This is a genomic window from Amycolatopsis roodepoortensis, from assembly GCF_014873915.1.
Lineage (GTDB): Bacteria > Actinomycetota > Actinomycetes > Mycobacteriales > Pseudonocardiaceae > Amycolatopsis > Amycolatopsis roodepoortensis.
On record NZ_JADBEJ010000008.1, the window covers coordinates 310,057 to 334,134 of the forward strand.

Annotated in this window: 21 protein-coding genes and 1 tRNA gene; 10 read left to right on the plus strand and 12 right to left on the minus strand. The window is 68.3% G+C overall.

Annotated elements, in window-relative coordinates; translation table 11 throughout:
• Positions 1 to 88 precede the first annotated feature (88 nt).
• Positions 89 to 823 carry an ABC transporter permease gene (locus H4W30_RS39095; protein ID WP_192747330.1) on the minus strand — a complete coding sequence of 245 codons (735 nt, stop codon included), beginning with the start codon at positions 821 to 823 and terminating at the stop codon, positions 89 to 91.
• Between the two features lie 15 nt (positions 824 to 838).
• On the minus strand, positions 839 to 1,549 hold the full coding sequence (locus tag H4W30_RS39100; RefSeq protein ID WP_192747331.1) for an ABC transporter ATP-binding protein: 711 nt from the start codon (positions 1,547 to 1,549) through the stop codon (positions 839 to 841).
• A 133-nt stretch (positions 1,550 to 1,682) separates the two neighbouring features.
• Here H4W30_RS39100 and H4W30_RS39105 point away from each other — a divergent pair, with 133 nt between their 5' ends.
• Positions 1,683 to 3,458: a sensor histidine kinase gene (locus H4W30_RS39105; RefSeq protein WP_192747332.1), complete on the plus strand. Its 1,776-nt coding sequence runs from the start codon at positions 1,683 to 1,685 to the stop codon at positions 3,456 to 3,458.
• Entirely contained in the window at positions 3,398 to 4,054 is a 657-nt protein-coding gene (locus H4W30_RS39110) for a response regulator transcription factor (protein WP_192747333.1), read from the plus strand. The genes H4W30_RS39105 and H4W30_RS39110 overlap by 61 nt, the downstream gene beginning before the upstream one ends.
• A 52-nt stretch (positions 4,055 to 4,106) precedes the next feature.
• Here the strand turns inward: H4W30_RS39110 and H4W30_RS39115 are convergent, their stop codons facing one another.
• The gene (locus tag H4W30_RS39115) at positions 4,107 to 5,426 is read right to left on the minus strand and encodes an FAD-dependent oxidoreductase (RefSeq protein ID WP_192747983.1); all 1,320 of its coding nucleotides are present in this window, start codon (positions 5,424 to 5,426) and stop codon (positions 4,107 to 4,109) included.
• A gap of 111 nt (positions 5,427 to 5,537) precedes the next feature.
• Here H4W30_RS39115 and H4W30_RS39120 point away from each other — a divergent pair, with 111 nt between their 5' ends.
• From H4W30_RS39120 to H4W30_RS39135, 4 genes are read left to right on the plus strand one after another with little or no spacing between them, the layout of a single operon-like run.
• On the plus strand, positions 5,538 to 6,182 hold the full coding sequence (locus H4W30_RS39120) for an aminodeoxychorismate/anthranilate synthase component II (RefSeq protein ID WP_192747334.1): 645 nt from the start codon (positions 5,538 to 5,540) through the stop codon (positions 6,180 to 6,182).
• A complete protein-coding gene (locus H4W30_RS39125; RefSeq protein ID WP_192747335.1) occupies positions 6,179 to 6,976 on the plus strand; it encodes an ATP-binding cassette domain-containing protein in 798 nt (265 codons plus the stop codon). The genes H4W30_RS39120 and H4W30_RS39125 overlap by 4 nt, the downstream gene beginning before the upstream one ends.
• Entirely contained in the window at positions 6,964 to 7,608 is a 645-nt protein-coding gene (locus H4W30_RS39130) for a hypothetical protein (RefSeq protein ID WP_192747336.1), read from the plus strand. Before H4W30_RS39125 ends, H4W30_RS39130 begins: the two co-directional genes overlap by 13 nt.
• Positions 7,608 to 8,150: an AAA family ATPase gene (locus tag H4W30_RS39135; RefSeq protein WP_192747337.1), complete on the plus strand. Its 543-nt coding sequence runs from the start codon at positions 7,608 to 7,610 to the stop codon at positions 8,148 to 8,150. The genes H4W30_RS39130 and H4W30_RS39135 overlap by 1 nt, the downstream gene beginning before the upstream one ends.
• Before the next feature lie 142 nt (positions 8,151 to 8,292).
• Here the strand turns inward: H4W30_RS39135 and pknB are convergent, their stop codons facing one another.
• The 7 genes from pknB to H4W30_RS39170 form a co-directional block, all read right to left on the minus strand.
• Complete coding sequence (gene pknB, locus H4W30_RS39140; RefSeq protein ID WP_192747984.1) at positions 8,293 to 10,254, minus strand: Stk1 family PASTA domain-containing Ser/Thr kinase; 1,962 nt, start codon at positions 10,252 to 10,254, stop codon at positions 8,293 to 8,295.
• Positions 10,251 to 11,558, minus strand: coding sequence for a protein kinase domain-containing protein (locus tag H4W30_RS39145; RefSeq protein WP_192747338.1), 1,308 nt, complete (start codon positions 11,556 to 11,558; stop codon positions 10,251 to 10,253). Before H4W30_RS39145 ends, pknB begins: the two co-directional genes overlap by 4 nt.
• A gap of 3 nt (positions 11,559 to 11,561) precedes the next feature.
• The gene (locus H4W30_RS39150) at positions 11,562 to 13,025 is read right to left on the minus strand and encodes a peptidoglycan D,D-transpeptidase FtsI family protein (protein ID WP_126734795.1); all 1,464 of its coding nucleotides are present in this window, start codon (positions 13,023 to 13,025) and stop codon (positions 11,562 to 11,564) included.
• Entirely contained in the window at positions 13,022 to 14,500 is a 1,479-nt protein-coding gene (locus H4W30_RS39155; protein WP_192747339.1) for an FtsW/RodA/SpoVE family cell cycle protein, read from the minus strand. The genes H4W30_RS39150 and H4W30_RS39155 overlap by 4 nt, the downstream gene beginning before the upstream one ends.
• Positions 14,500 to 15,888, minus strand: coding sequence for a PP2C family protein-serine/threonine phosphatase (locus H4W30_RS39160; RefSeq protein ID WP_126734797.1), 1,389 nt, complete (start codon positions 15,886 to 15,888; stop codon positions 14,500 to 14,502). Before H4W30_RS39160 ends, H4W30_RS39155 begins: the two co-directional genes overlap by 1 nt.
• Positions 15,885 to 16,355 carry an FHA domain-containing protein FhaB/FipA gene (locus H4W30_RS39165; protein ID WP_192747340.1) on the minus strand — a complete coding sequence of 157 codons (471 nt, stop codon included), beginning with the start codon at positions 16,353 to 16,355 and terminating at the stop codon, positions 15,885 to 15,887. Before H4W30_RS39165 ends, H4W30_RS39160 begins: the two co-directional genes overlap by 4 nt.
• 160 nt (positions 16,356 to 16,515) lie before the next feature.
• On the minus strand, positions 16,516 to 17,766 hold the full coding sequence (locus tag H4W30_RS39170; RefSeq protein ID WP_192747341.1) for a DUF3662 and FHA domain-containing protein: 1,251 nt from the start codon (positions 17,764 to 17,766) through the stop codon (positions 16,516 to 16,518).
• A gap of 129 nt (positions 17,767 to 17,895) precedes the next feature.
• Between H4W30_RS39170 and H4W30_RS39175 the strand changes: the two genes are divergently transcribed.
• The 4 genes from H4W30_RS39175 (at position 17,896) to H4W30_RS39190 (ending at position 21,860) form a co-directional block, all read left to right on the plus strand.
• Positions 17,896 to 17,978: transfer RNA gene (locus tag H4W30_RS39175), tRNA-Leu, on the plus strand.
• Between the two features lie 210 nt (positions 17,979 to 18,188).
• Positions 18,189 to 18,785 carry a hypothetical protein gene (locus H4W30_RS39180; protein ID WP_225950795.1) on the plus strand — a complete coding sequence of 199 codons (597 nt, stop codon included), beginning with the start codon at positions 18,189 to 18,191 and terminating at the stop codon, positions 18,783 to 18,785.
• Positions 18,786 to 18,799: 14 nt separating this feature from the next.
• On the plus strand, positions 18,800 to 19,825 hold the full coding sequence (locus H4W30_RS39185; RefSeq protein WP_318780783.1) for a helix-turn-helix domain-containing protein: 1,026 nt from the start codon (positions 18,800 to 18,802) through the stop codon (positions 19,823 to 19,825).
• A gap of 82 nt (positions 19,826 to 19,907) precedes the next feature.
• A complete protein-coding gene (locus tag H4W30_RS39190; protein ID WP_192747344.1) occupies positions 19,908 to 21,860 on the plus strand; it encodes an ATP-binding protein in 1,953 nt (650 codons plus the stop codon).
• Here H4W30_RS39190 and H4W30_RS39195 read toward each other — a convergent pair.
• Together H4W30_RS39195 and H4W30_RS39200 are read right to left on the minus strand one after the other, a co-directional pair.
• Positions 21,838 to 23,214 (minus strand): hypothetical protein, encoded by a 1,377-nt coding sequence (locus H4W30_RS39195; protein ID WP_192747345.1) that lies wholly within the window; start codon positions 23,212 to 23,214, stop codon positions 21,838 to 21,840. The two genes, H4W30_RS39190 and H4W30_RS39195, sit on opposite strands and share 23 nt — an antisense overlap.
• 395 nt (positions 23,215 to 23,609) lie before the next feature.
• A complete protein-coding gene (locus H4W30_RS39200) occupies positions 23,610 to 23,984 on the minus strand; it encodes an FKBP-type peptidyl-prolyl cis-trans isomerase (protein WP_192747346.1) in 375 nt (124 codons plus the stop codon).
• Positions 23,985 to 24,078 lie beyond the last annotated feature (94 nt).

The following is a 24,078-nucleotide window of genomic DNA, read 5'->3' on the forward strand; positions in this document are numbered from 1 at the left end:
TGAACGTGGGCCGTCTTCCTGACTACTCACCCGCGGGCCAAGCCACAAGAGAAAACGATCATCATCACCACTTTGGCGGAAGCGGCCGTCACTCCCAGCGAAAGAGCTTCGCCGCCACGACACAACTGCCCACCGCGAAAGCCGCCAGAACGGCGAGTTGCAGCGGCTGCGCGCCGGTGCCGGTCCACGCGTCTTCGAGGGCCTTCACCCCTGGCGGGACGTACGCGCCGATGTCCCGGACGACCTCCGGCAGCAACGGGCGCGGCAGCCAGACGCCGCCGAGGAACATGATCGGGACGTAGGCGATCAACGCGATCCCGCCCGCGGCGCGGCTGGTCTTGGCGACCGCCGCGGCGATCAGGCCGAGGCCGAAGATCGCGGTCGTGCCGAGGACGAACGTCAGCAGGAAGCCGAGCGGGTGACGCGGGCTGGGGACGTCGAAGACCACGCCCGCCGTCACGAGGAGGATGCCGACGCCGCCGATCGTCACGGTGACGTTGATGATCAGCTGTGCCACCAGCAGCTGGGCCGGGTGCACCGGCGTGGTGGCGAAGCGGCGGAGGATGCCCTGTTCGCGGTACGACGCGATGATCCCGGGGATCGCCTGCAGGCCCATCATGGCCATGGTCAGCACGATCATCGACGGCACCCAGGCGTCGAGGAAGCGCATCCCGGTCGTCGTTCCGCTCTCCGCGCGAATGCCGGGAATCGCCCCGAGCACGGCCGTGATGGCCGTCGGCAGGAGCAGCCCGCCGAGGACGAAGCCGGGTGTGCGGAAAGCGAGTTTCGTTTCGGTGAGGGTGATCTTGGCGAGCGTGTTCATTTCCGTCTCCTCGGATCAGTCGCGGCCGGTCAGGGTCACGAAGGCTTCGTCCAAAGTGGATTTCCCGGCGCGGTCGCGGAGTTCGGCCGGGGTGCCGGTGGCGACCACGCGGCCGGCGTCGAAGATCGCGAGGCGGTCGCAGAGGCGTTCGGCCTCGTCCATGAAATGCGTGACGAGCAGGACGGTGACACCGGCGTCGCGCACGGTCTCGACGAGCTTCCAGGTGTCGCGGCGGGCGTGCGGGTCCAGTCCGGTGGTCAGCTCGTCGAGGACGGCGACCTCGGGGCGGCCGACCAACGCGAGCGCGATCGAGACGCGCTGCTTCTGGCCGCCGGAAAGCTTGCCGAAGTACTGGTCCCGCTGCCCGGTGAGGCCCAGCTTCGCGAGCAGGTCGCCGGTGTCGGCGGGATTCGCGTAGAAGGACGCGTAGAGGTCGAGCGCCTCGTGGACCTTGATCTTGTCCGGCAGGCGGCTCTCCTGGAGCTGCGAGCCGAGGCGCTGCCGCAGCGCGGTGTGGTCCTTGCCCGGGTCGAGACCGAGGACCGACATGGTGCCGGAGTCCGGAGTCCGCAGGCCCTGGAGGCATTCGACCGTGGTGGTCTTGCCCGCGCCGTTGGTCCCGAGGATCCCGAAGATCTCGCCCTGTTCCACGTGGAACGAAACGTCGTCGACCGCGACGCGCTCCCCGTACGTCTTGCGGAGGTTGCTGACTTCGATGAGTGGCATGCGAAAAACGTTATGGCGCAACGGACTTGGCCAGAATGGCGCTGAACCCACAACCGGGGTGGGGCTGGACCCACCCTGACCGGGGGCCTGCGGTCACTGTGCCGGGCCGGGCCGGTGGGGAAGACTTCGCCGCATGATCCGCACCTACCTCACCTCAGTGCGCCGGGGCTTCGCGCTCGCGGGCTTGGCGCTGGTGAGCTGGCTGGACCTGCTGCTCGAACTGGTGGGTTTCTGCCTGCTCTGTGTCGGCCTGGTCTTCGCCTACACGCTGGCACTCGAAGGGACGCGTCCGCGCGCCGCGCTCACGAGGCGGCTGGCCGGACGCTGGTGCGGTGTCGACGTCGAACCGCCTTACCGGCCGGCGCCGCCGGAACCGGAACGCGAGCGCGACGGCTGGTACCGCGACGGGAACAGCCTGTTCAAGCGGTCGTGGTTCATCAAGTGGACCAAACGGTTCGAGTGGATCTCCGACGATCCCGCGACCGGACGTGACCTCGGCTGGCAGCTGTGGAATCCGGTCGCGGGCCTGCTGCTGATGCCCGCGGTGCTGCTGTGCGGGCCGCGCGCACTCCGGCTGTACGGGAAGTGGACGCGCTGGTGGCTCGGACCCCGCCCGGCTCGCGCCGGGGACGGCCGGTTGAGGAGCGGGTCGAAGGCGCTGGGATTCCAGCTGGGCCTGTTCGCGCTTTCGGTCGCGCAACTGGGGATGGCGATCCCGACGCTGCTCAGCCTGATCTGGCCGTCTCCGCTGTTCCCGACGATGGTCGTCGCCGGTCGCACGGTGACCGACACCCTGCGCCGCGAGGCCAAGACCTGGACCGGGGTGCGGATCGACCGGCCGTATCTGCCGGAGCCGCCGTTCCCCGTCCCCCGGGCGGATGGGATGTACCAGTACGGACGGCAGCTGTACGACACACCGTGGTGGCCGGCGCGGCTGGCGCGTTTGCGCTGGGTCATACGAGACCGGGCGACGTGGCGCGACCTGGCAGCCGCGGTGGTCGACTCGGTGGTGTTACTGCTGATGGTGGTGCCGACCGCGGCACTCGTGTTCTCCGGCCTCTTGGCTGTGGTGGCGCTGTGGGTGTGGCGGCCTGTCGGGCAAGCGCTCGCGCTGACTCCCGTCGCGGTGGCTGCGATCATCGCCGGGCTACTCGCGGCGCCGTGGCTGGCCCGCTCGGGAGCGCGTTTCGCGAAGCTGCTTCTCGGGCCGACAGAGGCTTCGCGGCTGGCGCAGCGTGTCGAACGGCTGAAGCAGACACGGACCGACGCGTCGGTCGCGCAGGCCGCCGAGCTGCGGCGTATCGAGCGCGATCTGCATGACGGCGTCCAGTCGCGGCTCGTCGCGATGGGGATGAAGCTGGGCGCGGTCGAGGCTCTGATCGACAGCGACCCGGCCGCGGCGAAACGGCTGGCGGTCGAGCTGCGGCAGACGTCGTCCGAGACACTGACCGAGTTACGGCTGCTGGTGCGCGGGATTCACCCGCCGGTGTTGTCCGAGCGCGGGCTCGGTGACGCGGTGCGGGCGATGGCGCTGGACAGTCCGCTGCGGGCGTCGGTGAACGGGGTCCTGCCTCGGCTGGAGCAGCCCGCCGAGGCGTGCGCGTACTTCGCGGTCAGCGAGTTGCTGGGCAACGCCGCGAAGCACGGCGAGGCGCGGCGAGTGTCGATCGAACTGGGTTACGAGGACGGTCTGTTGCGGATCGAGGTGACCGACGACGGCAAGGGCGGCGCGAACGCGGCCCGGGGGAGCGGGATTCGCGGGATCGAACGCAGGCTGGGCGCCTTCGACGGTAGTTTTGCTCTGACCAGCCCGCCCGGCGGGCCGACGAAGGCGATCATGGAGATCCCGTGCCAGCTCGACCCCGATGCGTCGTCGCCGAGGACCAGTACCTCCTCCGAGACGGCTTGACGCATTTGCTGACCGCGCACGGTTTCGACGTCGTCGAGGCGGTGGGCACCGGGCCGGAGCTGGACCGGGCGCTGCGCACGCACCGGCCCGACGTTTCGGTCGTCGACGTCCGGATGCCGCCGACACTCACCGACGAAGGACTTCAGGTCGCGCTGGCCGTACGGCGAGACATCCCCGGGTTGCCGATTCTCGTTCTGTCACAACACGTCGAGCAGCTCTACGCGCGAGAACTGCTGGCCGACGGCGCCGGCGCGATCGGCTATCTGCTGAAGGACCGCGTGTTCAACGCGGACCAGTTCGTCGACGCGGTGCGACGGGTGGCCGGTGGCGGGACCGCGATGGATCCCGAAGTGATCGCGAAACTGGTGGCGGGCAACGCTTCCGACCCCCTTTCCGCGCTGACCTCGCGCGAACGCGAGGTGCTCGGGCTGATGGCAGAGGGCTGCTCCAACGCGGCCATCGCTTCGCGGCTGCACTTCAGCGAGGGCGCGGTGGGGAAGCACACCGCGAACATCTTCGCGAAGCTCGGCATCGTCGCTTCGGACGACACGAACCGCCGGGTCCTCGCGGTCCTGACTTACCTCGGCTCAGCGTGAAGGCCCCCTTCCCTCGACTCAGCCGAGGGAAGGGGGCCTTCACGCGCAGTTGTCAGGAGCGCGAGATGCGGGTCATCTCGTCGCGCTCGACGACCTTCACGCGTTCCCGGCCGTGCGGGACGCCGAGCGACTTCTCGTGGGCGTCGAGCTTGCCCCAGCCCTCCCAGGTGGTGAAGGGAACGCCGCGTTCGGTCAGGAAGCCGAGGATCGCGTCGGGGTCCTCGACGGCCGGAGCCGTGAGGTCGTCGGCGTCGGCCAGCAGGCTCGCGATGGTTTCGGCCGCGTCGCCCTTGGTGTGGCCGATGAGACCGACCGGGCCGCGTTTGATCCAGCCGGTCACGTAGACGCCCGGCACCTGCTCCTCGTCGATGTCCAGCACCCGGCCCGCCTGGTTCGGCACGGTGCCGGTGGTGTGGTCGAACGGGATCTCCGGCAGATGCGACGACAGGTAGCCCACCGCGCGGTAGACGGCCTGGACGTCCCAGTCGTGGAATTCGCCGGTGCCACGCACGTTGCCGTCACCGGTGAGTTCGGTGCGCTCGGTCCGCAGGCCGGTCACCTTGCCGTCTTCGCCGACGATCTCGCACGGCGAGTGCAGGAAGTGCAGGTGCAGCCGCTTCGGCCGGTCGCCCTGGTCGCGGATCGCCCACTCCTGCAGCGTCTTCACGACCATGTCGATCTGCTTCGACGCCCGCAGCGCGGCGATGCTGCCCTCGTCGAACTCGATGTCCTCGGGGTAGACGATGACCTCGACGTTCGGCGAGTGGTCCAGCTCGCGCAGCTCCAGGGGCGTGAACTTCGCCTGCGCCGGGCCGCGACGGCCGAACACGTGCACGTCGGTGACCGGGCTGGCCTTCAGCCCCTGGTAGACGTTGTCCGGGATGTCGGTGCTCAGCAGCTCGTCGGCGGTCTTCGCGAGGATCCGCGCCACGTCGAGCGCCACGTTCCCGACCCCGAGGACCGCGACCGAGGTCGCGTTCAGCGGCCAGGTGCGCGGCACGTCGGGGTGCCCGTCGTACCAGGAGACGAAGTCGGCGGCGCCGTAGCTGCCGTCGAGGTCGATCCCGGGGATGTCGAGCGCGCGGTCGGCCATGGCGCCGGTCGAGAAGATCACCGCGTCGTAGAACTGGCGCAGGTCGTCGAGCTTCAGGTCGGTCCCGTAGTCGACGTTGCCCAGCAGCCGGATGTTCGGCTTGTCGAGGACCTTGTGCAGGGCGGTGACGATGCCCTTGATCCGGGGGTGGTCGGGCGCGACGCCGTACCGGATCAGCCCGAACGGCGCCGGCATGCGCTCGAACAGGTCGATCGTCACGTCGGCGTCGGACTTGTCGAGGATGTCGGCGGCGTAGATGCCGGCCGGACCGGCACCCACGATGGCTACACGAAGAGAACGGCTCACTCCTACCACGGTAAGTTAGGTAGCCCTAACAATCATTGTGATCTGGCGTACGGTCCACCTGCTGGGAGCCGCTAAGCTGGCTTCATGCGCGTGCTCGTCGTCGACAACTACGACAGTTTTGTCTACAACCTGGTCCAGTACCTGGCCCAGCTCGGCGCCGGCTGCACCGTCTGGCGGAACGACGTGGTGGAGCTCGACAAGCTCGGCGAGTTCGACGCGGTGCTCGTCTCTCCCGGCCCCGGAACCCCGGAACGCGCTGGTCAGAGCATGGAGGTCATCCGTGAATGCGCCGAGAAGCGCATCCCGATGCTCGGCGTCTGCCTCGGCCACCAGGCCCTCGGCGTCGTCTTCGGCGCCACCGTCGACCGCGCCCCGGAACTGCTGCACGGCAAGACCAGTCAAGTCCACCATTCGGGCGACGGGGTGCTCGCCGGGCTCCCCTCGGAATTCACCGCCACGCGGTATCACTCGCTGACCGTTTTGCCCGAAACCATCGACGACGCCGTGTTCGAGATCACTGGGCGCACCGAGTCCGGTGTCGTGATGGGCATGCGTCACCGTGAGCTGCCGCTCGAAGGTGTCCAGTTCCACCCCGAATCCGTGCTCACCCAGGGTGGGCACCGGATGCTGGCGAACTGGATGGCTTCGGCCGGGCACCCGGTCCCCGACGCCAGGGTCAACGAGCTCGAACAGGAGACCCGCGCGCTGCAGAAGGCCGCTGCTGCGTGACCTCGCTGATCCGGCTCGAAGGAGTCGGTAAGCGCTACGGCCGCGGTGAACCCGTGCTCGCCGACGTCGACCTCGACATCCCGGCGGGTCGCGTGGTCGGTGTCCTGGGCTCGAACGGTTCGGGGAAGTCGACGCTGCTCAGGATCCTCGCGGCACTTTCCCGGGTGACTTCGGGAAACGTCGTGGGCAGTCCGCGGGTCGGCTACCTGCCGGACCGCTTCCCGGCGGGACAGCGGATGAGCGCGCGGGCGTACCTGCGGCATATGGCCCGCATCGACGGCCATGTCGACTTGTCGGCGATCGATCCGCTGCTGGACCGGCTGGCGCTGGTCGGCGGCCCGGACGCGCCCCTGCGGACCCTGTCGAAGGGCAACGCCCAGAAAGTCGGTCTCGCGCAGGCGGTCCTCGCCGAGCCGGAGCTGCTGATCCTCGACGAGCCCTGGTCCGGGCTCGACGTCGAGGCCCACACGGTGCTCGGTGAACTCGTCGCCGAGACCAAGGAACGGGGCGCGAGCGTGGTCTTCACCGACCACCGCGCGGCCGTCGTGCACGCCCATGCCGACGTCGTCTACCGGATGGACGACGGCCTGCTGACCCACGTCGAAGAAGGCGCGACGAGGATCGTCCTGCACGGGCCCGACGGCGACTGGTCCTCGGAACCGGGCGTCAGCCAAGCCGTGGCCGAAGGCGGGAAGGTCACCTTGACCGTCGAAGCCGGGCACACGGACGCGGTCCTGCTGCGCGCGCTCAACCGCGGCTTCTCGGTCCGGGAGGTGGCGCCGTGCTCGCCATGACCCGCTACTACCTCGCGCTGCTCGGGCATTCCCAGCGCTACCTTCCCGCGATCCTCGCCTACCTCGCGGTGAACACCGTGCTCTACACGGATCCGAAGTCGCCGCTACTGCCGCAGTACGGGATCAGCGCGGGTTCGCTCCTGGTGGTCTCGTGCTGGCTGACCATCGCGATGCTCGACGTCGAAGACCCGGTCCAGCGACTGGTGACCTTCAGCCACGCGCGACGCTGGCGATCGGTCCTCGGCGGTGCCACCCTGGCCGTGTTCGCCTGCGCCGCCGTGCTGACCGTCGTGACGCTGGCCTGGTCGGGCCTCCGGTCGGGCGGCTTCCCCATCGGCGCCCTCGCTCTCGGCGCCGCGGCACACACGCTGTGCGCGCTGTTCGGTATCGCGATCGGGCTGCCCTGTTCGCGGCTGCTGGTTCCGCGCATCGGTTGGTCGGTCTTGGCGGCGATCTTCGCGCTCGCGGCGGTCCTCTTGGTGAAATGGCTGCCGCTGGCCAACCCGTTGCTGCGCGCCCTGACCTCGCAAGAACCGCTGGCCGTCCCGTTCACGGTGGCCGCGGTGGCGTCGGTCGCCGTCCTGCTGCTGAGCGCGACGGCCGTCGGACATCTGTGGCGCCGCAACGCCTGATGCCGCGTCTCATCGTGCTCAACGGCCCGCCCGCCTGCGGGAAGTCGACGCTCGCCCGGCGGTACGCCGAAGATCATCTGTTGACGTTGAATCTCGACATCGACCGGATCCGAGGCCTGCTCGGCGCCTGGCGCGACGACCCCGCGAAAGCCGGAACGCTCGCCCGCCACCTCGCCGTGAGCGCCGCGCGGACCCATCTGCTCGCGGGCCACGACGTGATCGTCCCGCAGTTCCTCGGCCGCGCCGATTTCCTCGAACGGCTGGAAACGCTCGCCGGGGAGACGGCCGCAGGGTTTCACGAGATCGTCCTTCTCGACACCAAGGACAACGTGCTCCGGCGATTCGCCGAGCGCACCCGCGCCGCAGCCGAGCCCGAACACGTCGAGGCGCACGAGATGCTGGGCGGGCCCGGACAGCTCGCGGCGATGTACGACAGGCTCGTGGAACTCGTCGCGACGCGACCGAAGGCGGTCGTGGTGCACACCAGGGCCGGGCGGATTCAGGAGGCCTATCAAGGACTTCTGGACAGCTTGGCGCCCTGATGCGGCGATGGGAGCCTTCGACCACCTGCAACCGACCGCGCCACGCTTGTCTTATCTCTCAACAGGCCTCTTTTGACGAGATCAGCCGGCATGAGAAGGGCCCCGCACGGAACCGTGCGGGGCCCTCTTGCTCGACTATCGATCAGCCAGGCGGAAAGAGCCGCGAGCTCGACGTCGTCGTCGGCGTCTCATCGCCTTCGACGATGAACAGCGTGACCGGAGCGTTCTTCGCGATCTTCGCACCGGCCTGCGGGTTGGTCTTGCTGACCCTGCCCGCCTGATCCGGGTCACCGTTCTTGTCGGCCTGCGTGTCCAGCCGGCCGGACCAGCCCAGCTGCTGCAGCTGCCGCGTCGCCTCTTCCTCCGTCATGCCCTTCAGGTTCGGCATGTCGAAGGTCTCCTGGCTGCCGTTCGACACCGACAGCTTGACCACGCTGCCGACGGCCAGCTTGCCGCCGTTCGGGGTCTGCTCCAGCACCGTGCCCTTGGGCTGGTCGGAGTCCACGTTGGTGGTCTGCGGGGTGAACCCGGCCGCCTTCAACCCGGCTTCGGCCTCGGCCTGAGTCTTGCCCTTGTAGTTCGGGACCGTCTTCAGTTCCTTGGACTTGCCGACCGTGATGTCGACCTTCGAACCCTGGTCGACCTCGGCCTGCGAAGCCGGGTTCTGCGAGATGACCTTGCCGGCCTCGTTGGTGTCTTCGGTCTCTTCCTCGGTGGTCGCGCCGAGCTTCAGACCGGCCTCGGTCAGCGCGGCCGTGGCTTCGGCCACGCTCTTGCCCTTGAGGTCGGGGGTCTTGACCTTGCCCGGTTTCGCACCGACGGTCAGCGTGATCTTGTCCGTGGTCGGCGTCATCTGGCCCTCGGCGGGGTTGATCGCGATGACCTTGTCGATCTGGTTGTCGTCGCAGGCGGGCTGGCCGTTCACGGCCTCGCCGGTGCAAGTGACCTTCTTGGTGTCGAGCGAGTTGAAGCCGGCGCCGCGCAGCGTGTCCTTCGCCGAGACCTCGGACTGCCCGACCACCTTCGGGATCGCCTTGCTCTCCGCGCCGGTGCCCTGGAACGCGCCCATCAGCCACATGATCAGCAGCACCACGGCGGCCAGCGACACCACGAGACCGGCGATGAGCCAGGCACGCCGCTTCTTCTTCGCGGCCGGGTCCTCTTCGTCTTCCTCGTACTGGTCGTAGCGCGGCGGCACCCGGCGGTCGGAGTCCATGACCTGGGTGCGCTCGTCCTCCGACATCACCATCGGCGCGGCCGGACGCTGGCCGGACAGCGTGCGGACCAGGTCCGAACGCATCTCCGCCGACGACTGGTAGCGGTTCGCCGGGCCCTTCGCGAGCGCCTTGAGCACGACGGCGTCGAGCTCGGGCGCCACGGCGGGGTTCACCGACGACGGCGGGTTCGGGTCTTCCCGGACGTGCTGGTACGCCACCGCGACGGGCGAGTCGCCGGTGAAGGGCGGCTCGCCGGTGATGAGTTCGTACAGCACACAACCGGCGGCGTAGACGTCGGAACGCGCGTCGACGGACTCACCGCGCGCCTGCTCCGGCGAGAGGTACTGCGCCGTGCCGATCACCGCGGCGGTCTGCGTCATCGCGGACTGCCCGTCGTGCATGGCGCGCGCGATGCCGAAGTCCATCACCTTGACGGCGCCGTTCTTCGTGATCATCACGTTCGCCGGTTTGACGTCGCGGTGCACGATGCCGTGCCGGTGCGAGAAGTCCAGTGCCGCGCAGACGTCGGCCATGACCTCCATCGCCCGCTTCTGCGACATCGGCCCTTCGGTCTTCACGATGTCGCGCAGGGTCCGTCCTTCGACGTACTCCATGACGATGTAGGGCAGCGGGCCGAACTCGGTGTTCGTCTCGCCGGTGTCGTAGACGGCGACGATCGCCGGGTGGTTCAGTGCCGCCGCGTTCTGTGCCTCGCGACGGAAACGTTCTTGGAACTGGGGATCCCGCGCCAGGTCGGCACGCAGGATCTTGATCGCCACCTCCCGGCCCAGGCGCACGTCGTGGCCGTGGTGGACCTCCGACATGCCTCCGTAGCCGAGCGTTTCGCCCAGCTCGTAGCGGTTGCTGAGCAGTCTTGGTGTGCTCATCTCTGCGTGCCGTTCCATTCCGTCCAAGGTTTGCTGCTCATCATTCCCGGATTCGCCTGTCCGGCCGGCTCCTCGGTGCCGCCCTCCGTCGGCACCGCCGGGTAGGCGGATGTCGGCGGAGGACCTTCAGACTTCTTACCCGGAGCCGGCACCTGTTCACTCGTTTCCACGCCGCCCGACTGCGGTCCGTTGCCCGAACCGACCAGTCTCACGATGAGGAAGGCTCCTGCCACCAGTACTGCGATCAGGATCACCGCGAGCAGCACCCACCAGCCCCATTGTGGCCGTCTGCCCGGCAGGCGGCGGACCGCCATCGGCGGCGGGCCGCCGACCGGGTGCATCGCCGGATGCGACGCCGGCCCGACGGCCACCATCGGGTTCGGCGGCGAATGTGGGCCGGGCGGGACCTGCTGCGGCAGCACGGGCTGGCCTGCCGAATAGGCCACGTTGACCAGCCCCGACGGCGTCGGCAGCGGAAGCCCGGCGCGGACCGCGGCCACCGCGGCGGCGAACTCGCCACCGCTGTTGTACCGCTGTCGCGGATCCTTGATCAGGGTCGCCTCGATGACCGCGCGGGCGCCCGGCGGCACGTCCGGCGGCAGCGGCGGCGGGAGGTCGCGGATGTGCATCATCGCGACGGTCACCGCGTTCTCCGAAAGGAACGGCCGGTGCCCGGTGAGGCATTCGTAGCCGCAGACGGCCAGCGAGTAGACGTCGCTCGCCGGTTCGGCGTTGTGCCCGAGCGCCTGTTCGGGCGCGATGTAGTGGGCGGTGCCCATCACCATGCCGGATCTGGTCACGGGGGCGGCGTCGGCGGCTTTCGCGACACCGAAGTCGGTGATCTTCACCTGTCCGGCCGGGGTCACCATGATGTTGCCCGGTTTGACGTCCCGGTGCACGAGACCTGTTTCGTGCGCGGCCTGCAGCGCGTTACCGGCCTGCTCCAGGATGTCCAGGGTGCGCTCGGCGTTCAGCCGTCCTTCGCGGGTGATGATGGCGGCCAGCGGATCGCCCTCGACCAGCTCCATCACCAGATACGCGATCGACAGCTCGTCCGCGACCGTCTCGCCGTAGTCGTGCACCGCGGCGATGCCGGGGTGGTTCAGCGACGCCGTCATCCGCGCCTCGGTCCGGAACCGGTGCAGGAACTCCGCGTCGCCGGACAGCTCCGCCTTGAGGATCTTGACCGCGACCGTCCGGTCCAGCCGCGTGTCACTGGCCTGCCAGACCTCGCCCATCCCGCCGACGGCGATCCGGTTCGTCAGCTTGTACCGGTCGGCCAGCAGCTGACCCGAGGACAGCATCCGCTATCCACCCCCGAGCATGGCGTTGACGGCGGCGCGGCCGATCTCCGCGGCCACGGTGCCACCGGTCGCTTCGAGCCCGCGGTTACCCCCGGATTCGACGATCACCGCGACGGCGATCTTCGGGTCCATCGCCGGCGCGAACCCGGTGTACCAGGCGTGCGGCGGGGTGTTCTTCGGGTCGTTGCCGTGCTCGGCGGTGCCGGTCTTGGAGGCGATCTGGATGTCGCCGCGTTTGCCGGCGCCCTTCGTGTTCTCTTCCGACGCCAGCATCATGTCGCGCAGGACCGCGGCGTTCGCGCTGGACATCGCGGCGTCACCGGTCAGTTCGGTCGGGGTGTAGTCCTCGATGGTCGACAGGTTCGGCGCCAGCAGCGATTGCACGAGCTGCGGTTTCATCGCCATCCCGTTGTTCGCGATGGTCGCCGAAAGCAGGGCGTCCTGCAGGGGCGTCAGCCGCACGTCGCGCTGGCCGATGGCGCTCTGGTACAGCGCCGCTTTCGACTCCAGCGGGCCGAGGGAGGAGCCGGCGACCCGCATCGGCACGGTCAGGTCCTCGCCGACGCCGAAGTTCTTGGCCGTGGCGTTCAGCTTGTCCTTGCCGAGCTCGCCCGCGATCTCGGCGAAAGGCACGTTGCACGAGTACCGCAGCGCTTCCTTCAGCGTGCTGCCCTTGCAGGCCGCGCCGCCGTAGTTCTCCAGCGTCGTCTGCGTGCCGGGGAGCTTCACGTTGGGCGCGGTGTTGACCGGCATGTCCGCGGTCTTGCCGTCCTCGAGCGCGGCCGCGGTGACCAGCAGCTTGGCCGTCGAACCCGGCGGGTACGTCTCCGAGATCGCGCGGTTCAGCATCGGCTTCTTCGGATCGTCGCGCCACTGCGACCAGGCCGCGACCTGCTCCTTCGTGGTGTGCGAGGCCAGCTTGTTCGGGTCGAACGACGGCGTCGACACCATCGCGAGGATGCGTCCGGTCTTGGGCTCCAGCGCGACCACCGCGCCGGTGTAGCCCTTCTGCGTCATCAGGTCGTACGCGGCCTTCTGCACGGCCGGGTTGATCGTCAGCCGCACGTTCCCGCCGCGCGGGTCGCGGCCGGTGACCATGTCCGAAAGGCGCCGCACGAACAGCCGCGGGTCGGAGCCGTTGAGGACGTCGTCCTCGGACCGCTCCAGGCCACCGGAGCCGTAGTTGATCGAGTAGTAGCCGGTGACCGGCGCGTACATCGGGCCGTCGGCGTAGGTGCGGATGAACTTGTACTTGTCGTTCGACGGGTCGACCTTCGCGAGCGCGGCGCCGTCGGGCGTCACGATCAGGCCTCGCTGTCGGGAGTACTCGTCGTAGAGCACGCGCACGTTGCGCGAGTCGGTGCGGTAGTCGTCGGCCTTGACCACCTGGATGTAGGTGGCGTTGGCCATCAGGAGCACCACCATGACGAGCATGGCGACACCGACCTTGCGGAGCGGGGTGTTCACGAGGGGCTCCCCTCACCGGTCGCGGGCGGCCGCTGGACCATCACCGTGTGCGCTTCGGCGAGCGGCGCCTGCGGCTGCTGCGGCTTCGGCCGCACGGCGGGTTTGCGGGCGGCGTCGGAGATTCGGAGCAGGAGGGCCACCAGGATGTAGTTCGCGAGCAGTGAAGAACCACCGCGGGAGAGGAACGGGGCGGTGATCCCGGTGTTCGGGATCAGGTTCGTGACACCGCCGACGACCACGAAGATCTGCATGACCAGGGCGAACGACAGACCGCCGCCGAGGAGTTTGCCGAAGGTGTCGCGGACGGCGAGGGCGCTGCGCATGCCGCGCATCGCCAGGATCAGGTACAGCATCAGCATCGCCGTGAGCCCGATCAGGCCGAGTTCCTCGCCGATCGCGGTGGTGATGAAGTCCGTCTTGGCCTCGGGGACCATGTCCGGCCGTCCGGCGCCGAGGCCGGTCCCGCCGACCCCGCCGGTGCCGAGCCCGAACAGCCCCTGCGCGACCTGGTAGCCGCCGCCGGGGTCGTCGTAGGTGGCCAGCGGGTCGATCCAGTTCCGGACGCGCTGCTGGACGTGCGTGAACAGGTTGTAGGCGATGATCGCGCCGGCGGCGAAGAAGCCGACGCCCAGCACGACCCAGATGATCCGCTCGGTGGCGACGTACAACATCACCAGCGTGACCCCGAAGAACAGCAGCGACGTGCCGAGGTCCTTCTCGAACACCAGCACGCCGAGGCAGGCGGCCGCCGCGATGAGGATCGGGCCGAGGTCACGGGCGCGCGGCAGCTCGACGCCGACGATCCGCTTGCCCGCGACCATGAACAGGTCGCGTTTCGTCACCAGGAACGAGGCGAAGAAGATCATCAGCAGGATCTTCGCGAACTCACCGGGCTGGATCGAGAAGAACGGCAGCTTGATCCAGACCTTCGCGCCGTTGACCTCGGACAGGCTCGACGGCAGCACCGCGGGCAGCGCGAGCGCCACGATCCCGACCAGGCCGCAGGTGTAGCCGTAGCGGGTCAACGTGCGGTGATCGCTGATCACGACCAGCACCACCACGAACAGCACCAGCGAGATCGCCGTGAACAGCACCTGCTTGGTGACGTCCGGCGTGTACTCCCTGCCCTGCTGCAGCGCGCGTTCCGCGAGCGCCAGGTCGATCCGGTGGATCATCACCAGGCCGAGCCCGTTCAGCAGCGCGACGCACGGCAGGATCACCGGATCCGCGTACGGCGCCCAGCGGCGGACCGCCAGATGCGCCGCGGTCAGCACCGCGAGGTACGAAAGCCCCAGCCAGATGATCGAGCTGGTGAGCTCCTGCTCCTGGTTCGCCTCCACCAGCACGAGCGCGACGGTGACGATGAAGGTCGCGAACGCGAGGAGGACGAGTTCGGTGCCGCGCCGCTTGGGCAGCTCGCGCGGAGGGTTCGTGGCGTACTGGGCCGAAGCCGGATCGGCGAGCGGCGTGCTCATCAATTACCGCCCCCTGGTGCTGCCGGTGCCGGCGTCGAGCAGTCCCTCCCCGCAGGCTGATTCGCCGAACTCGGCGAGGCGGGGGTCGAAGGGGATGCCGACGACGCCGGGGGCGGCGACGACGCGGGAGGCGTGGAAGTCGAGCTGGCGGCCGGTTTGCAGTCGGCCAGCTGCTTGTGCGGCCGCAGGAAGTCGTCGATGTACTTGCGGGCGTCGTCGAGGTTGTCCTTCTTGACGCCGTTCTTCACCGCGATCCGCGCGTCCTCCTGCAGCGCGGGCACCAGGAGCTTGTCGGTGCACAGCCCGCCCGGCGGGCACGAGCCCTGCTCGTAGGCGTGCAGGTCGATGCCGAGGACGCTGCCGGGGACGCCGCGATAGATCACGACCTCCTCGCCGGGGCCCTCGCCGACGTAGTACTGGCTCAGCACGAAATACCGCGTGGCGATCGCCGCCGCGGCCAGCACGATCAGGACGACCACCGCTCCCGCCAGCCAGCGAAATCGCCTCCGGCGCTTGACCTTGGGGTCCTCCTGTTGGGGCTGGACCTCGGGCCGCGGCTGCGGCGCGGGCTGGGTCAGCGCGCGGGCGCGGGCGGCGGGGGAGTCGCCCTGGTGGAATTCGTCGCTGCCGTCCCCGGCGGCGCCGCCCACGATGGGCGCGTCCTCACCGAAGTCGACGTCGACGACGTCGGCGATGATCACCGTGACGTTGTCCGTGCCGCCGCCCTTGAGCGCCAGCTCGATCATCCGGTCGGCGCAGGCCTGCGGATCCGGGATCTGGATCGCCTCGGACAGCGTCTCGTCGCTGACCATGCCGGACAGCCCGTCCGAACAGATCAGGTACCGGTCGCCGGCGCGGGCCTCGCGCACGGTCAGGCTCGGCTCGACCTCGTGGCCGGTGAGCGCCTTCAGCAGCAGCGACCGCTGCGGGTGCACCGCGGCCTCTTCCGGCGTGATCCGGCCCTGTTCGAGAAGTTCGTTGACGAAGCTGTCGTCCCGCGTGATCTGCGAGAACTGACCGCCGCGCATCAGATACGCCCGCGAGTCGCCGACGTGCACGACACCCATCCGCGAACCGGCGAACAGCACGGCGGTCAGGGTCGTGCCCATCCCGTCGAGGTCCGGGTCCTGCTGGACCAGTTCGGCGATGGCCGCGTTGCCGTTCTGGACGGCCTCACGCAGCTGAGCGAGAAGGTCGTCGCTCGGATCGTCGTCGTCGAGTGGGGCGAGGGAGGCGATGACGACCTTGCTGGCCACCTCACCCGCGGCGTGGCCGCCCATGCCGTCGGCGAGGGCGAGCAGGCGGGGACCGGCGTACACGGAGTCCTGGTTGCTGGAACGCACCAGGCCCCGGTCGCTGCGAGCCGCGTAGCGGAGGACGAGAGTCATGGGCGAAGCTCGATCACCGTTTTGCCGATCCGGATGGGGACTCCGAGCGGGACCCGGAGGGGTGCCGTGACCTTAGCCCGGTCGAGGTACGTCCCGTTCGTCGAGCCCAGATCTTCCACGTACCAATCCTCCCCGCGCAGGGCGATCCGGGCGTGGCGGGTCGACGCGTAGTCGTCGTCCAGCACCAGGGTCGAGTCGTCGGCGCGGCCGATCAGGATCGGCCTGCCGTCCAAGGCGATCCTGGTTCCCGCCAGCGCACCATGGGTCACGAGCAGCTGCTGCGGCGACTTCCCGCCGCGCGGCTTCTTGGGTTCCTTCTTCTTCTTGCGACCGAACGTCGGCACGGCGACTCGCAGCCCGGAGGCCGCGTACAGATCCGACCGGACGACACGCAACGCGGCGAACACGAAGAGCCAGAGCAGCACGAGAAAGCCCACCCTGGTGAGTTGAACGACCAGCTCTGGCACTTGTTGTGTCCGCTCCCGTTTCTCCTGTACGCCGCGGAGAGCCCGTGCCGTCCGGGATGGTCGGCTCCGGACAGCGCTGCTCTCCGCGTACGACCCGAGGTGCCGATCCACCACAGGCCCCGCACCGCAATTCTGCGATACCCCCTCCGGACGCCGCCGGTCAGCCCTGCGTACGGAACACGAGAGACGAGTGGCCCACGCGGATCACGTCGCCGTCGGCCAGCTGCCAGGTCTGCACCGGGGTGCCGTTGACGGTCGTGCCGTTGGTCGAACCGATGTCCGCGAGCGTCGCGCTCTGGCCGTCCCAGGTGATCTCCAGATGACGGCGCGAGACGCCGGTGTCCGGGAGCCGGAAGTCGGCGTCCTGGCCGCGGCCGACGACGTTCCCGCCCTGCTTCAGCGAGTACGAACGGTTCGAGCCGTCGTCCAGCTGGAGGCTCGCGGTGAGCTGACGACCGGCCGCCGGCTGGCCGCCGTAGCCGCCGCCCTGCGCGTACGGGTCCGCGGCGGGCTGGCCGTACTGCTGCTGGCCACCGCCGTACTGGTCGTACCCGCCCTGCTGGGGCTGGCCGCCGTACTGGTCGTAGCCGGGCTGAGGCGCGGCTCCGCCGTAACCCTGGTCATACCCGGGCTGCTGCTGTGCGCCGCCGTACTGGTCGTAGCCGGGCTGCTGGGCGCCGCCATAGCCCTGGTCGTAGCCGCCCTGCTGCTGGCCGCCGTACTGGTCGTAGCCCGGCTGCTGCGCGCCGCCGTAACCCTGGTCGTAGCCACCTTGCTGCTGGCCGCCGTACTGGTCGTAGCCGGGCTGCTGGGCGCCGCCGTAACCCTGGTCGTAGCCGCCCTGCTGCTGGCCGCCGTAACCCTGGTCGTACCCGGGCTGCTGCTGGCCAGCCTGCTGTCCGTAGCCGTACTGGCCCTGCTGGCCGTACGGGTCACCCTGGTCGTATTGGCCGTAGCCGGGGGGCTGGCTCATTGCTGGGTCTCCTGCGTTGCTGGGTCGTGCCGACCGTGGCGAACCTTCGGCGCCGTGGGGCTTGACGTCGGGATCGACGGACGAACGGGTCTTGAACTGTCCAGTATGCAGCGCCTCGTTGCGCTCGAGCGAAACTACGACGTCACCATAGGTGTCCCATCCGTGCTCGGCGAGGTGTTCCTTGACCGCCTCCGCCAGCACCGTGGTGACCCGACGCTCGTCTCCGGCCATACGTTCGTGATCAGCCTGCCCCAACGACACGATGTAGTGGTTGGGAGCGAGCTGTCGACCACCGGCCAGCTCACGAACGTTCTCCTCGCTCTCGCGCTCAAGCGCCACCGCCACTTCCTGCGTGACGACGTTGCCACCGAACATGCGCGCGAAGGTATTGCCCACGAGGTTCTCGAGCCGTCTGTCAAAGCGTTCGACGCGGCCCACCGGGCAACCTCCTCACACGTGTGCTTCCCCGTCGATCCTATCCGGGTACGGCCAGTCGGACACGGCCCCCGGTGAAACCCGCGAAAACCGCCTGCTACGCTTTGCGAGCTGTCAGAGAACGAAGCACTCGGGCGAGTGGCGGAATGGCAGACGCGCACGGTTCAGGTCCGTGTGTCCGAAAGGACGTGAGGGTTCAACTCCCTCCTCGCCCACTTTTGTTCGAGGCCCCCTTCGCTCCGCGACGGGGGCCTCTTTCGTGAGGTCGTCGGTCGTCAGTACCCGGCGGCGAGCCCCCGGACCCCTACGGTGCGGTTGGTGGGTGGCCGGATCTCAAGCGTCCTCTCCACACTCTCTTTGAACACGTTTGTGCTGGTAGTTGCGTCTGCGCAGCCGGTATATTTTCTGGTATGTTTTCATACCCGATGGCCGAGGACGTGCTGCGTGACCTCGGTGACAAGGTCGTCGGTGCGCTGATCGGCGCCACGAGAGCCGCGAGGGCTGACTTGGCCGACTACCGTGACGCCTTTCCCGGCTGGGTCGCGGACAGCAGTGATCGCGGGCTTTCGAACTGGATCCACGATCGGCTGTGGGCGCACCTGCGCCGTGAACTCACCGACGTCGATTCGGTCGAGCTGCTGGATCAAGGAGTCACCCGTGAGATCACGGTCGGTCTGCGGTACCGCGCTCGTGTGAAGCGGCACACGGGCCGAGACCGTGTCAGGTCGTACGCGACGAAGTCGGCCCTGGCCTTCTGGGCGCAATCCGAGGCTCTGGAAGGATTGGATGAGGTTCGCCTGGGCTTCGGGTACCGCTGGGATCCCGAGGAGCGCGTGATCGGCAGCACGATCGTCTCCCTGCGCGACGGGCTGGACAAAGATGCGATCTGGGCCGTCGAGGTGGATGCTGGGGCGTCCGGGGCCGCCGGTACGCCGATCACCTGGACTCCCGTCGATCCGCCGCTGCCACAGATCGATCTGTACGAGGCCCTGGCCCGAGACGAGGAGGACGAGGCGACGTGAGTGGAATCGGCGATGTGCTCGAAACACTTCGCCGCGCCCGAGGATTGACGCAAGCGGATCTGTGCGCCGAGGCCGAGGTCACGCAGGCGGCGTTGTCCCGGTACGAGAACGATCAGCGCATGCCTGATGACGACGTGCTGGGCAGGCTCGCGCGGTCGTTGGGTGTATCGAAACGCTTTCTGACCCGGGACCACGCTGTCCGGGGGGCACTCGCCGTGGACGCGCACATGAGGCGCCAGCGAACGACCAAGGCGTCCGCGTGGCGGAAGCTCGAAGCACGATTGAACGCCTATCGGCTGCATGTCTCGGTGATGTTCGAGGACGTGTCGATGAGGGCGGAGCAGTCCGTACCCACGTTCGATCCCATCGATACGACTCCGGAGCAGGCGGCTCTGATGGTGCGCGCCCAATGGAGGCTGCCTGTCGGGCCGGTCCGGCACCTGGTCCGGTGGCTTGAGGCCGCCGGCTGCGTGATCCTGGAAGAAGACTTCGGCACCTCCCGTATCGATGGGCTTTCCCAGTGGATCGGCGATCACCCCGTGCTGCTGGTCAACTCGGCCGCTCCGGTCGATCGCAAACGACTGACCTTGGCTCACGAACTCGGTCATCTCGTTCTCCACAACGGAGTCGCGACCGAAGATCCCGAACGCGAAGCCAACGAGTTCGCGGCCGAGTTCCTGATGCCGGCGCATGTGATCAAGCCGGATCTTCGTCCCGTGACGCTCGGGCACTTGCGGGACCTGAAGCGAGTCTGGGGAGTCTCCATGCAAGCGCTCTTCGAGCGCGCGCACTCCCTCAAGCAGGTTTCGGCGGCAGATCGCACGAGCTTCTACAAGTCGATGAACGCTCGCGGATGGAAGACAACGGAGCCGGACGGCGATCTCTTGGCGCCGGAGATTCCGCAACTGATGACGGCCATCGGGGATACGTTGCGGGCCAAGGGCCTGTCCGACGGGGAGATCGCCGAGCTGGCGGGTTTCTCGGAGGACTCCCCGGACAACCCGTTCGCGCGACCGACACGACGGTTGCAAGCGGTCTGACTTCCGCTCGCGTGGGATGAATTCGCGTGGCGGGGCGGTCACTTCCGGTAAGGTCGGCGGCTCACCGTGGGGAGGGGTGAGCGTGAACGAGCCACATTTCGGTGGGCAAGGCCACAGCTCGGGGGATGTTCCACGCCAGGTCATGGTGGTGACCCCGCACTACACCAACTACAAGGATCAGCTCCGTCGGCTCGACGAGGTCTTCTGTCCGGAGAATCGAGCTGAGGGGCCGGTCCTCGCCTACGTGACCGGACCGCCCGGCAGTGGCCGTAGCACTCTCTGCCGCAAATGGGTGAACGACCAAGGGGAGGACACCTTCCCTGATGGCACCTTCTACGTCGCGCTCGCGCTGTCCGCCGAGCGGGCGCCGGACGCGCTCGAAGACCTGTTGCGCGCGGTCGGGTACCGGCCGGACGAAATCCCGTCCGGTCTGGAAGCCCGGTCGGCGATGTGGCGCAGCTGGAGTTACGGCAAGAAGATCGCGCTCATCATCGACAACGCCCTGCTGCCGGCCGAGATCGCGCCGCTGATCCCCGGTGTGGGGCCCGCCGCTGTTCTCGTCGTCGCTAGTGGCGAGACCCGCAGGCTCCGGACCGAGTACCCGGGCGAAAGTGTGCGGATCGACCCGCTGACCGGTGAAGCGCCGCGGCTGTTGCTCGGCCGGATGATCGGAATGGACCGGATCGAGGCCGAAGCAGCGCAGATCGACGAGCTGATCGGTCTCTGCGCCGGACTCGCGGGTGCGCTCACTGTGCTCGGAGGCATGCTCCAAGAGGAATCCGCGACACGGACGCTCAGTCGGATCAAGCGTAAGGGCGGTGTGCTCGACGCGCTCGGGATCACTCCGATCTTCGATGCCGCGTACGACCTGCTTTCTCCGCTCTGCCAGGCCTGTTACCAGGTGCTCGGGGTCCATCCTGGGGACGGCGCCGTCGCCGCGCGCACCGTCGCGGCCGTCCTCCTCAAGGACGAGTTCGACGTTTCGGACGCACTTCAGGAGCTGAAGAAGCGGCATCTCGTCCAGGAGGTGGCGGAAGACCGATACCTGATCGCGGGCAACATCGTCCGGGATCACGCCGCGACGAAGGCCGGCGACGAACTGCCCTTGCGGATCGTCTCCGCTTATCGCGGTGCGGGGCTCGCTGCCGAGGCCGCGTTGCCCAACCGTGGCTGGATGGCGGAGATATGGCCACAGCTCGCGGTCGAGCCATGGGACGACAAGGCCGCAAGGGAATGGCTGGACGTCGAGCGCGAGAACCTGGAAGCCGTGGTCGAACTGGCCTATCGGCTGGAAAAGCACCAGTGGGTCTGTCAGCTTTGCCTAGTGCTGTGGCCAGTGCATCTCAAGGGTGAGCACTCCGGTGAGATGGTCCGCGTGAACGATCGCGGGATCGAAGCCGCCCGCGCCTGGGGCAACGACCTCGCCGCCGCCGTGATGACGTTCCAGCTGGGCTTCGCCTATCGGCAGGCTCATCAAGCGGGCTTCGCGGCCATTCGGTTTCAGGAGTCGATCGACTTCGCGACCAAGGCCGGCTCGTCCAGCGCGCTGGCGACGGCCATCGAGTCACTGGGGTTGGCGAAACTCGACCTCGCGGAAGACGCGGAGGCCGAGGCGCTGTTCCGGCGGGCGCTCGAATTGGCGACGCAGCTGGGAGAGAAACGCCGGATCGCGCTCGCCCGTTTCCACCTGGCGAAGGTACGTCCGCCGTCGGAGGCGCTCGAACTGCTCGACGCCGCGGAGACGGTTTTGGGTGCCGAGCACCTCAACCAGGTCAAAATCGCCCTGTGGCGGGGCAAGAAGCTACTGGAGGGCGGGGCCGATGCGGACGCGGTGCTGACCGAGACGCTGGCTCTGGCGGCCGAACGGTCCTTCAACCGCGAACGGGCCGAAGCCAATGAGGCGTTGGGGGACTCGGCGTTCGCGACGGATCGCCTAGCCGACGCGCGTGCTTACTGGGAATCCGCGAAGGAGATCTACTACTTCTACGGCTTCACCCCGGACCGCGATCGGGTCAGCGCGAAGCTCGCACAGTGACCTTCGCCGAGTAAGTCGTCGAGCCACGACGCAAACGGAGTTCTGTCGGCGCGGCCCCGGCGTCGAGCAGGACATAGAGGACGGAGACGAACGCCGGGTCGGCGGTGTCGATTCCGAGCAGAAGACCGTCGCGGGTTTCGACCCGCCATTCGGTTTCGCTCGCCCGGATGGCTGCGGCCCGGCAGCCGGGTAGCGCTCGCAGTGTCGCGGCGGTCCAGGTGTCCGGGTCGTGGGCGATGTCGGGCCGCATCACGACTTCCGCCAGCCGCAGCAGCGCGATGTCCGGCTCGTCCGTGCCGACGACGAGATGGCTGTCCGCCCTGCCGAGCGTTCGTTTCGACCGCCCGTCGACCGGGAAACGCGACAAGGTGGCCGTCTCGTCGGCGGCGAACGACACTTCGGCCGCCCACGCCCTCGGATTCGGGGGAGCGAGGTCCGGGACTGGAAGGGCCTTCAGCGTCGGTGCGCTGGACGGCGGCGTCAGGCGGATCGCCGAGTACCAAAGGTCACGAAGCAGATCCGCGGCCTTACCGGGCACGGAGGTCGCGAGTTCGGTGATCTCCGCGTACTTCTCCGGTCGATGCGCGTCGATGACGTCGTCGAGCTGTGTTCGCGAATCCAGCCTCGGCGCCGTCCGCAGAAGGAGCGCGATCGGGGAATCGGGGTGGACGGTCTCTTCCGGAGCGGAACCCAGAATGATCGGCGTATCGAGGCAGGCGGAATAGAAGGTGACGGAACCATGGTCGCCGATCGTCAGATCGGCGGCGACGAGAGCCGGACGCCAGAGATCCTCGTCCTCGAGGATCAGGACACCTGCCCGTGCGCAGTCGTCGAGCCACATTTTCGTCTGCCATGGCGAATGGCCCCGGACGATATTGGGATGCAGGGCGACGGCAAGCCGGTACGAATCGTGCGCGAGCTCGTGAGCGAGTTTCAGAACCAAGGACGTGTTCGCGCCGAGCAGAGATGAAGCGCCCCATGTCGACGAAACGACCACTAACCGCTGGTGCTTTTCGAGCCCGAACGCCTGCCGGTAGGTCTCGCGAAGTGGTGTGCTCGCTCGCATTCTGTCGAAGCAAGGGTCGCCGGCGACGACAGCGCGTTCAGCGGCCTCGGGGCAGGCGGCGCGCAGTCGTTCCAGTTGTTCCTCGTGGGAAAGAACGATATGGGTGGCGACCACCTCGCCGTCGTGCATCAGCCAGGGGGCGGAAAGCCCGAATACGTTTCCGGTTTCCGGTTTCCGGTTTCCGGTTTCCGGTTTCCGGTTTCCGGTTTCCGGTTTCCAAGAATTTATTATAACCCATTCCGTGCGGAATGACGATGAGTGGTGCGTTGATTTCGTGCAGATCGCCACCGTAGCTCGCCGAAATCGCTGAGTCGAAACGGGTCCTGGTCGCGCGGTTCCATGGCAAGGTCGTCACGCCGCGCGCCGCCAGGTACTCGGCGGTGCCGTCGGTGAAGGCGCTGGAGCCCGGGCAGGTGAAGACGATCTGGACGCGCGGGTCGCCCGCGAAGAGTTCGAGGACGTCGAAAAGCCGGGTGGCGGCGGTGACGTTGTGCACGACAGCGAGGACTGTCCGTTCGGTGGCGACCGTCCTCCACTGTGGAGAGAGGGGGACAGTGGGCACGAAGGGTGATGCTACCCATTGGCGAACGTCGAGTTCAGAAGCTCGTGGTGCCGTGTAGGTCACCCCGGCTCCCCGGCGGAGCGGGCCCGCCGGGGCCGGGTCTCGATGGACGGAGTGCGGGTCAGTTCACGCCGACGAGGTCGACGACGAAGATCAGGGTCTCGTTCGGCTTGATGACGCCGCCCGCGCCGCGCTCGCCGTAAGCGAGGTGCGGCGGGATGACCAGCTTGCGACGGCCGCCGACCTTCATGCCGGCCACACCCTGGTCCCAGCCGGGGATGACCTGACCGGCGCCGAGGCCGAAGCGGAGCGGCTCACCGCGATCCCACGAGGCGTCGAACTGCTCGCCGGTCGAGTGCGAGACGCCGACGTAGTGCACCGTGACGGTGTTGCCGGACTTGGCCTCCTGGCCGTCGCCGACGGAGATGTCGGTCGTCTCCAGCTCGGTGGGCGCGGGCCCCTCGGGGCGGTCGATCTGGGGCTTCTCCAAAGACATGCCCACAAGCTACATCCGCTGGTCCCGGGTCCGCAGGTCGAGTGTTCCGCCGAACGGTGGCAAGAACGCGAATAGTCTTCACAAATTTGGATAC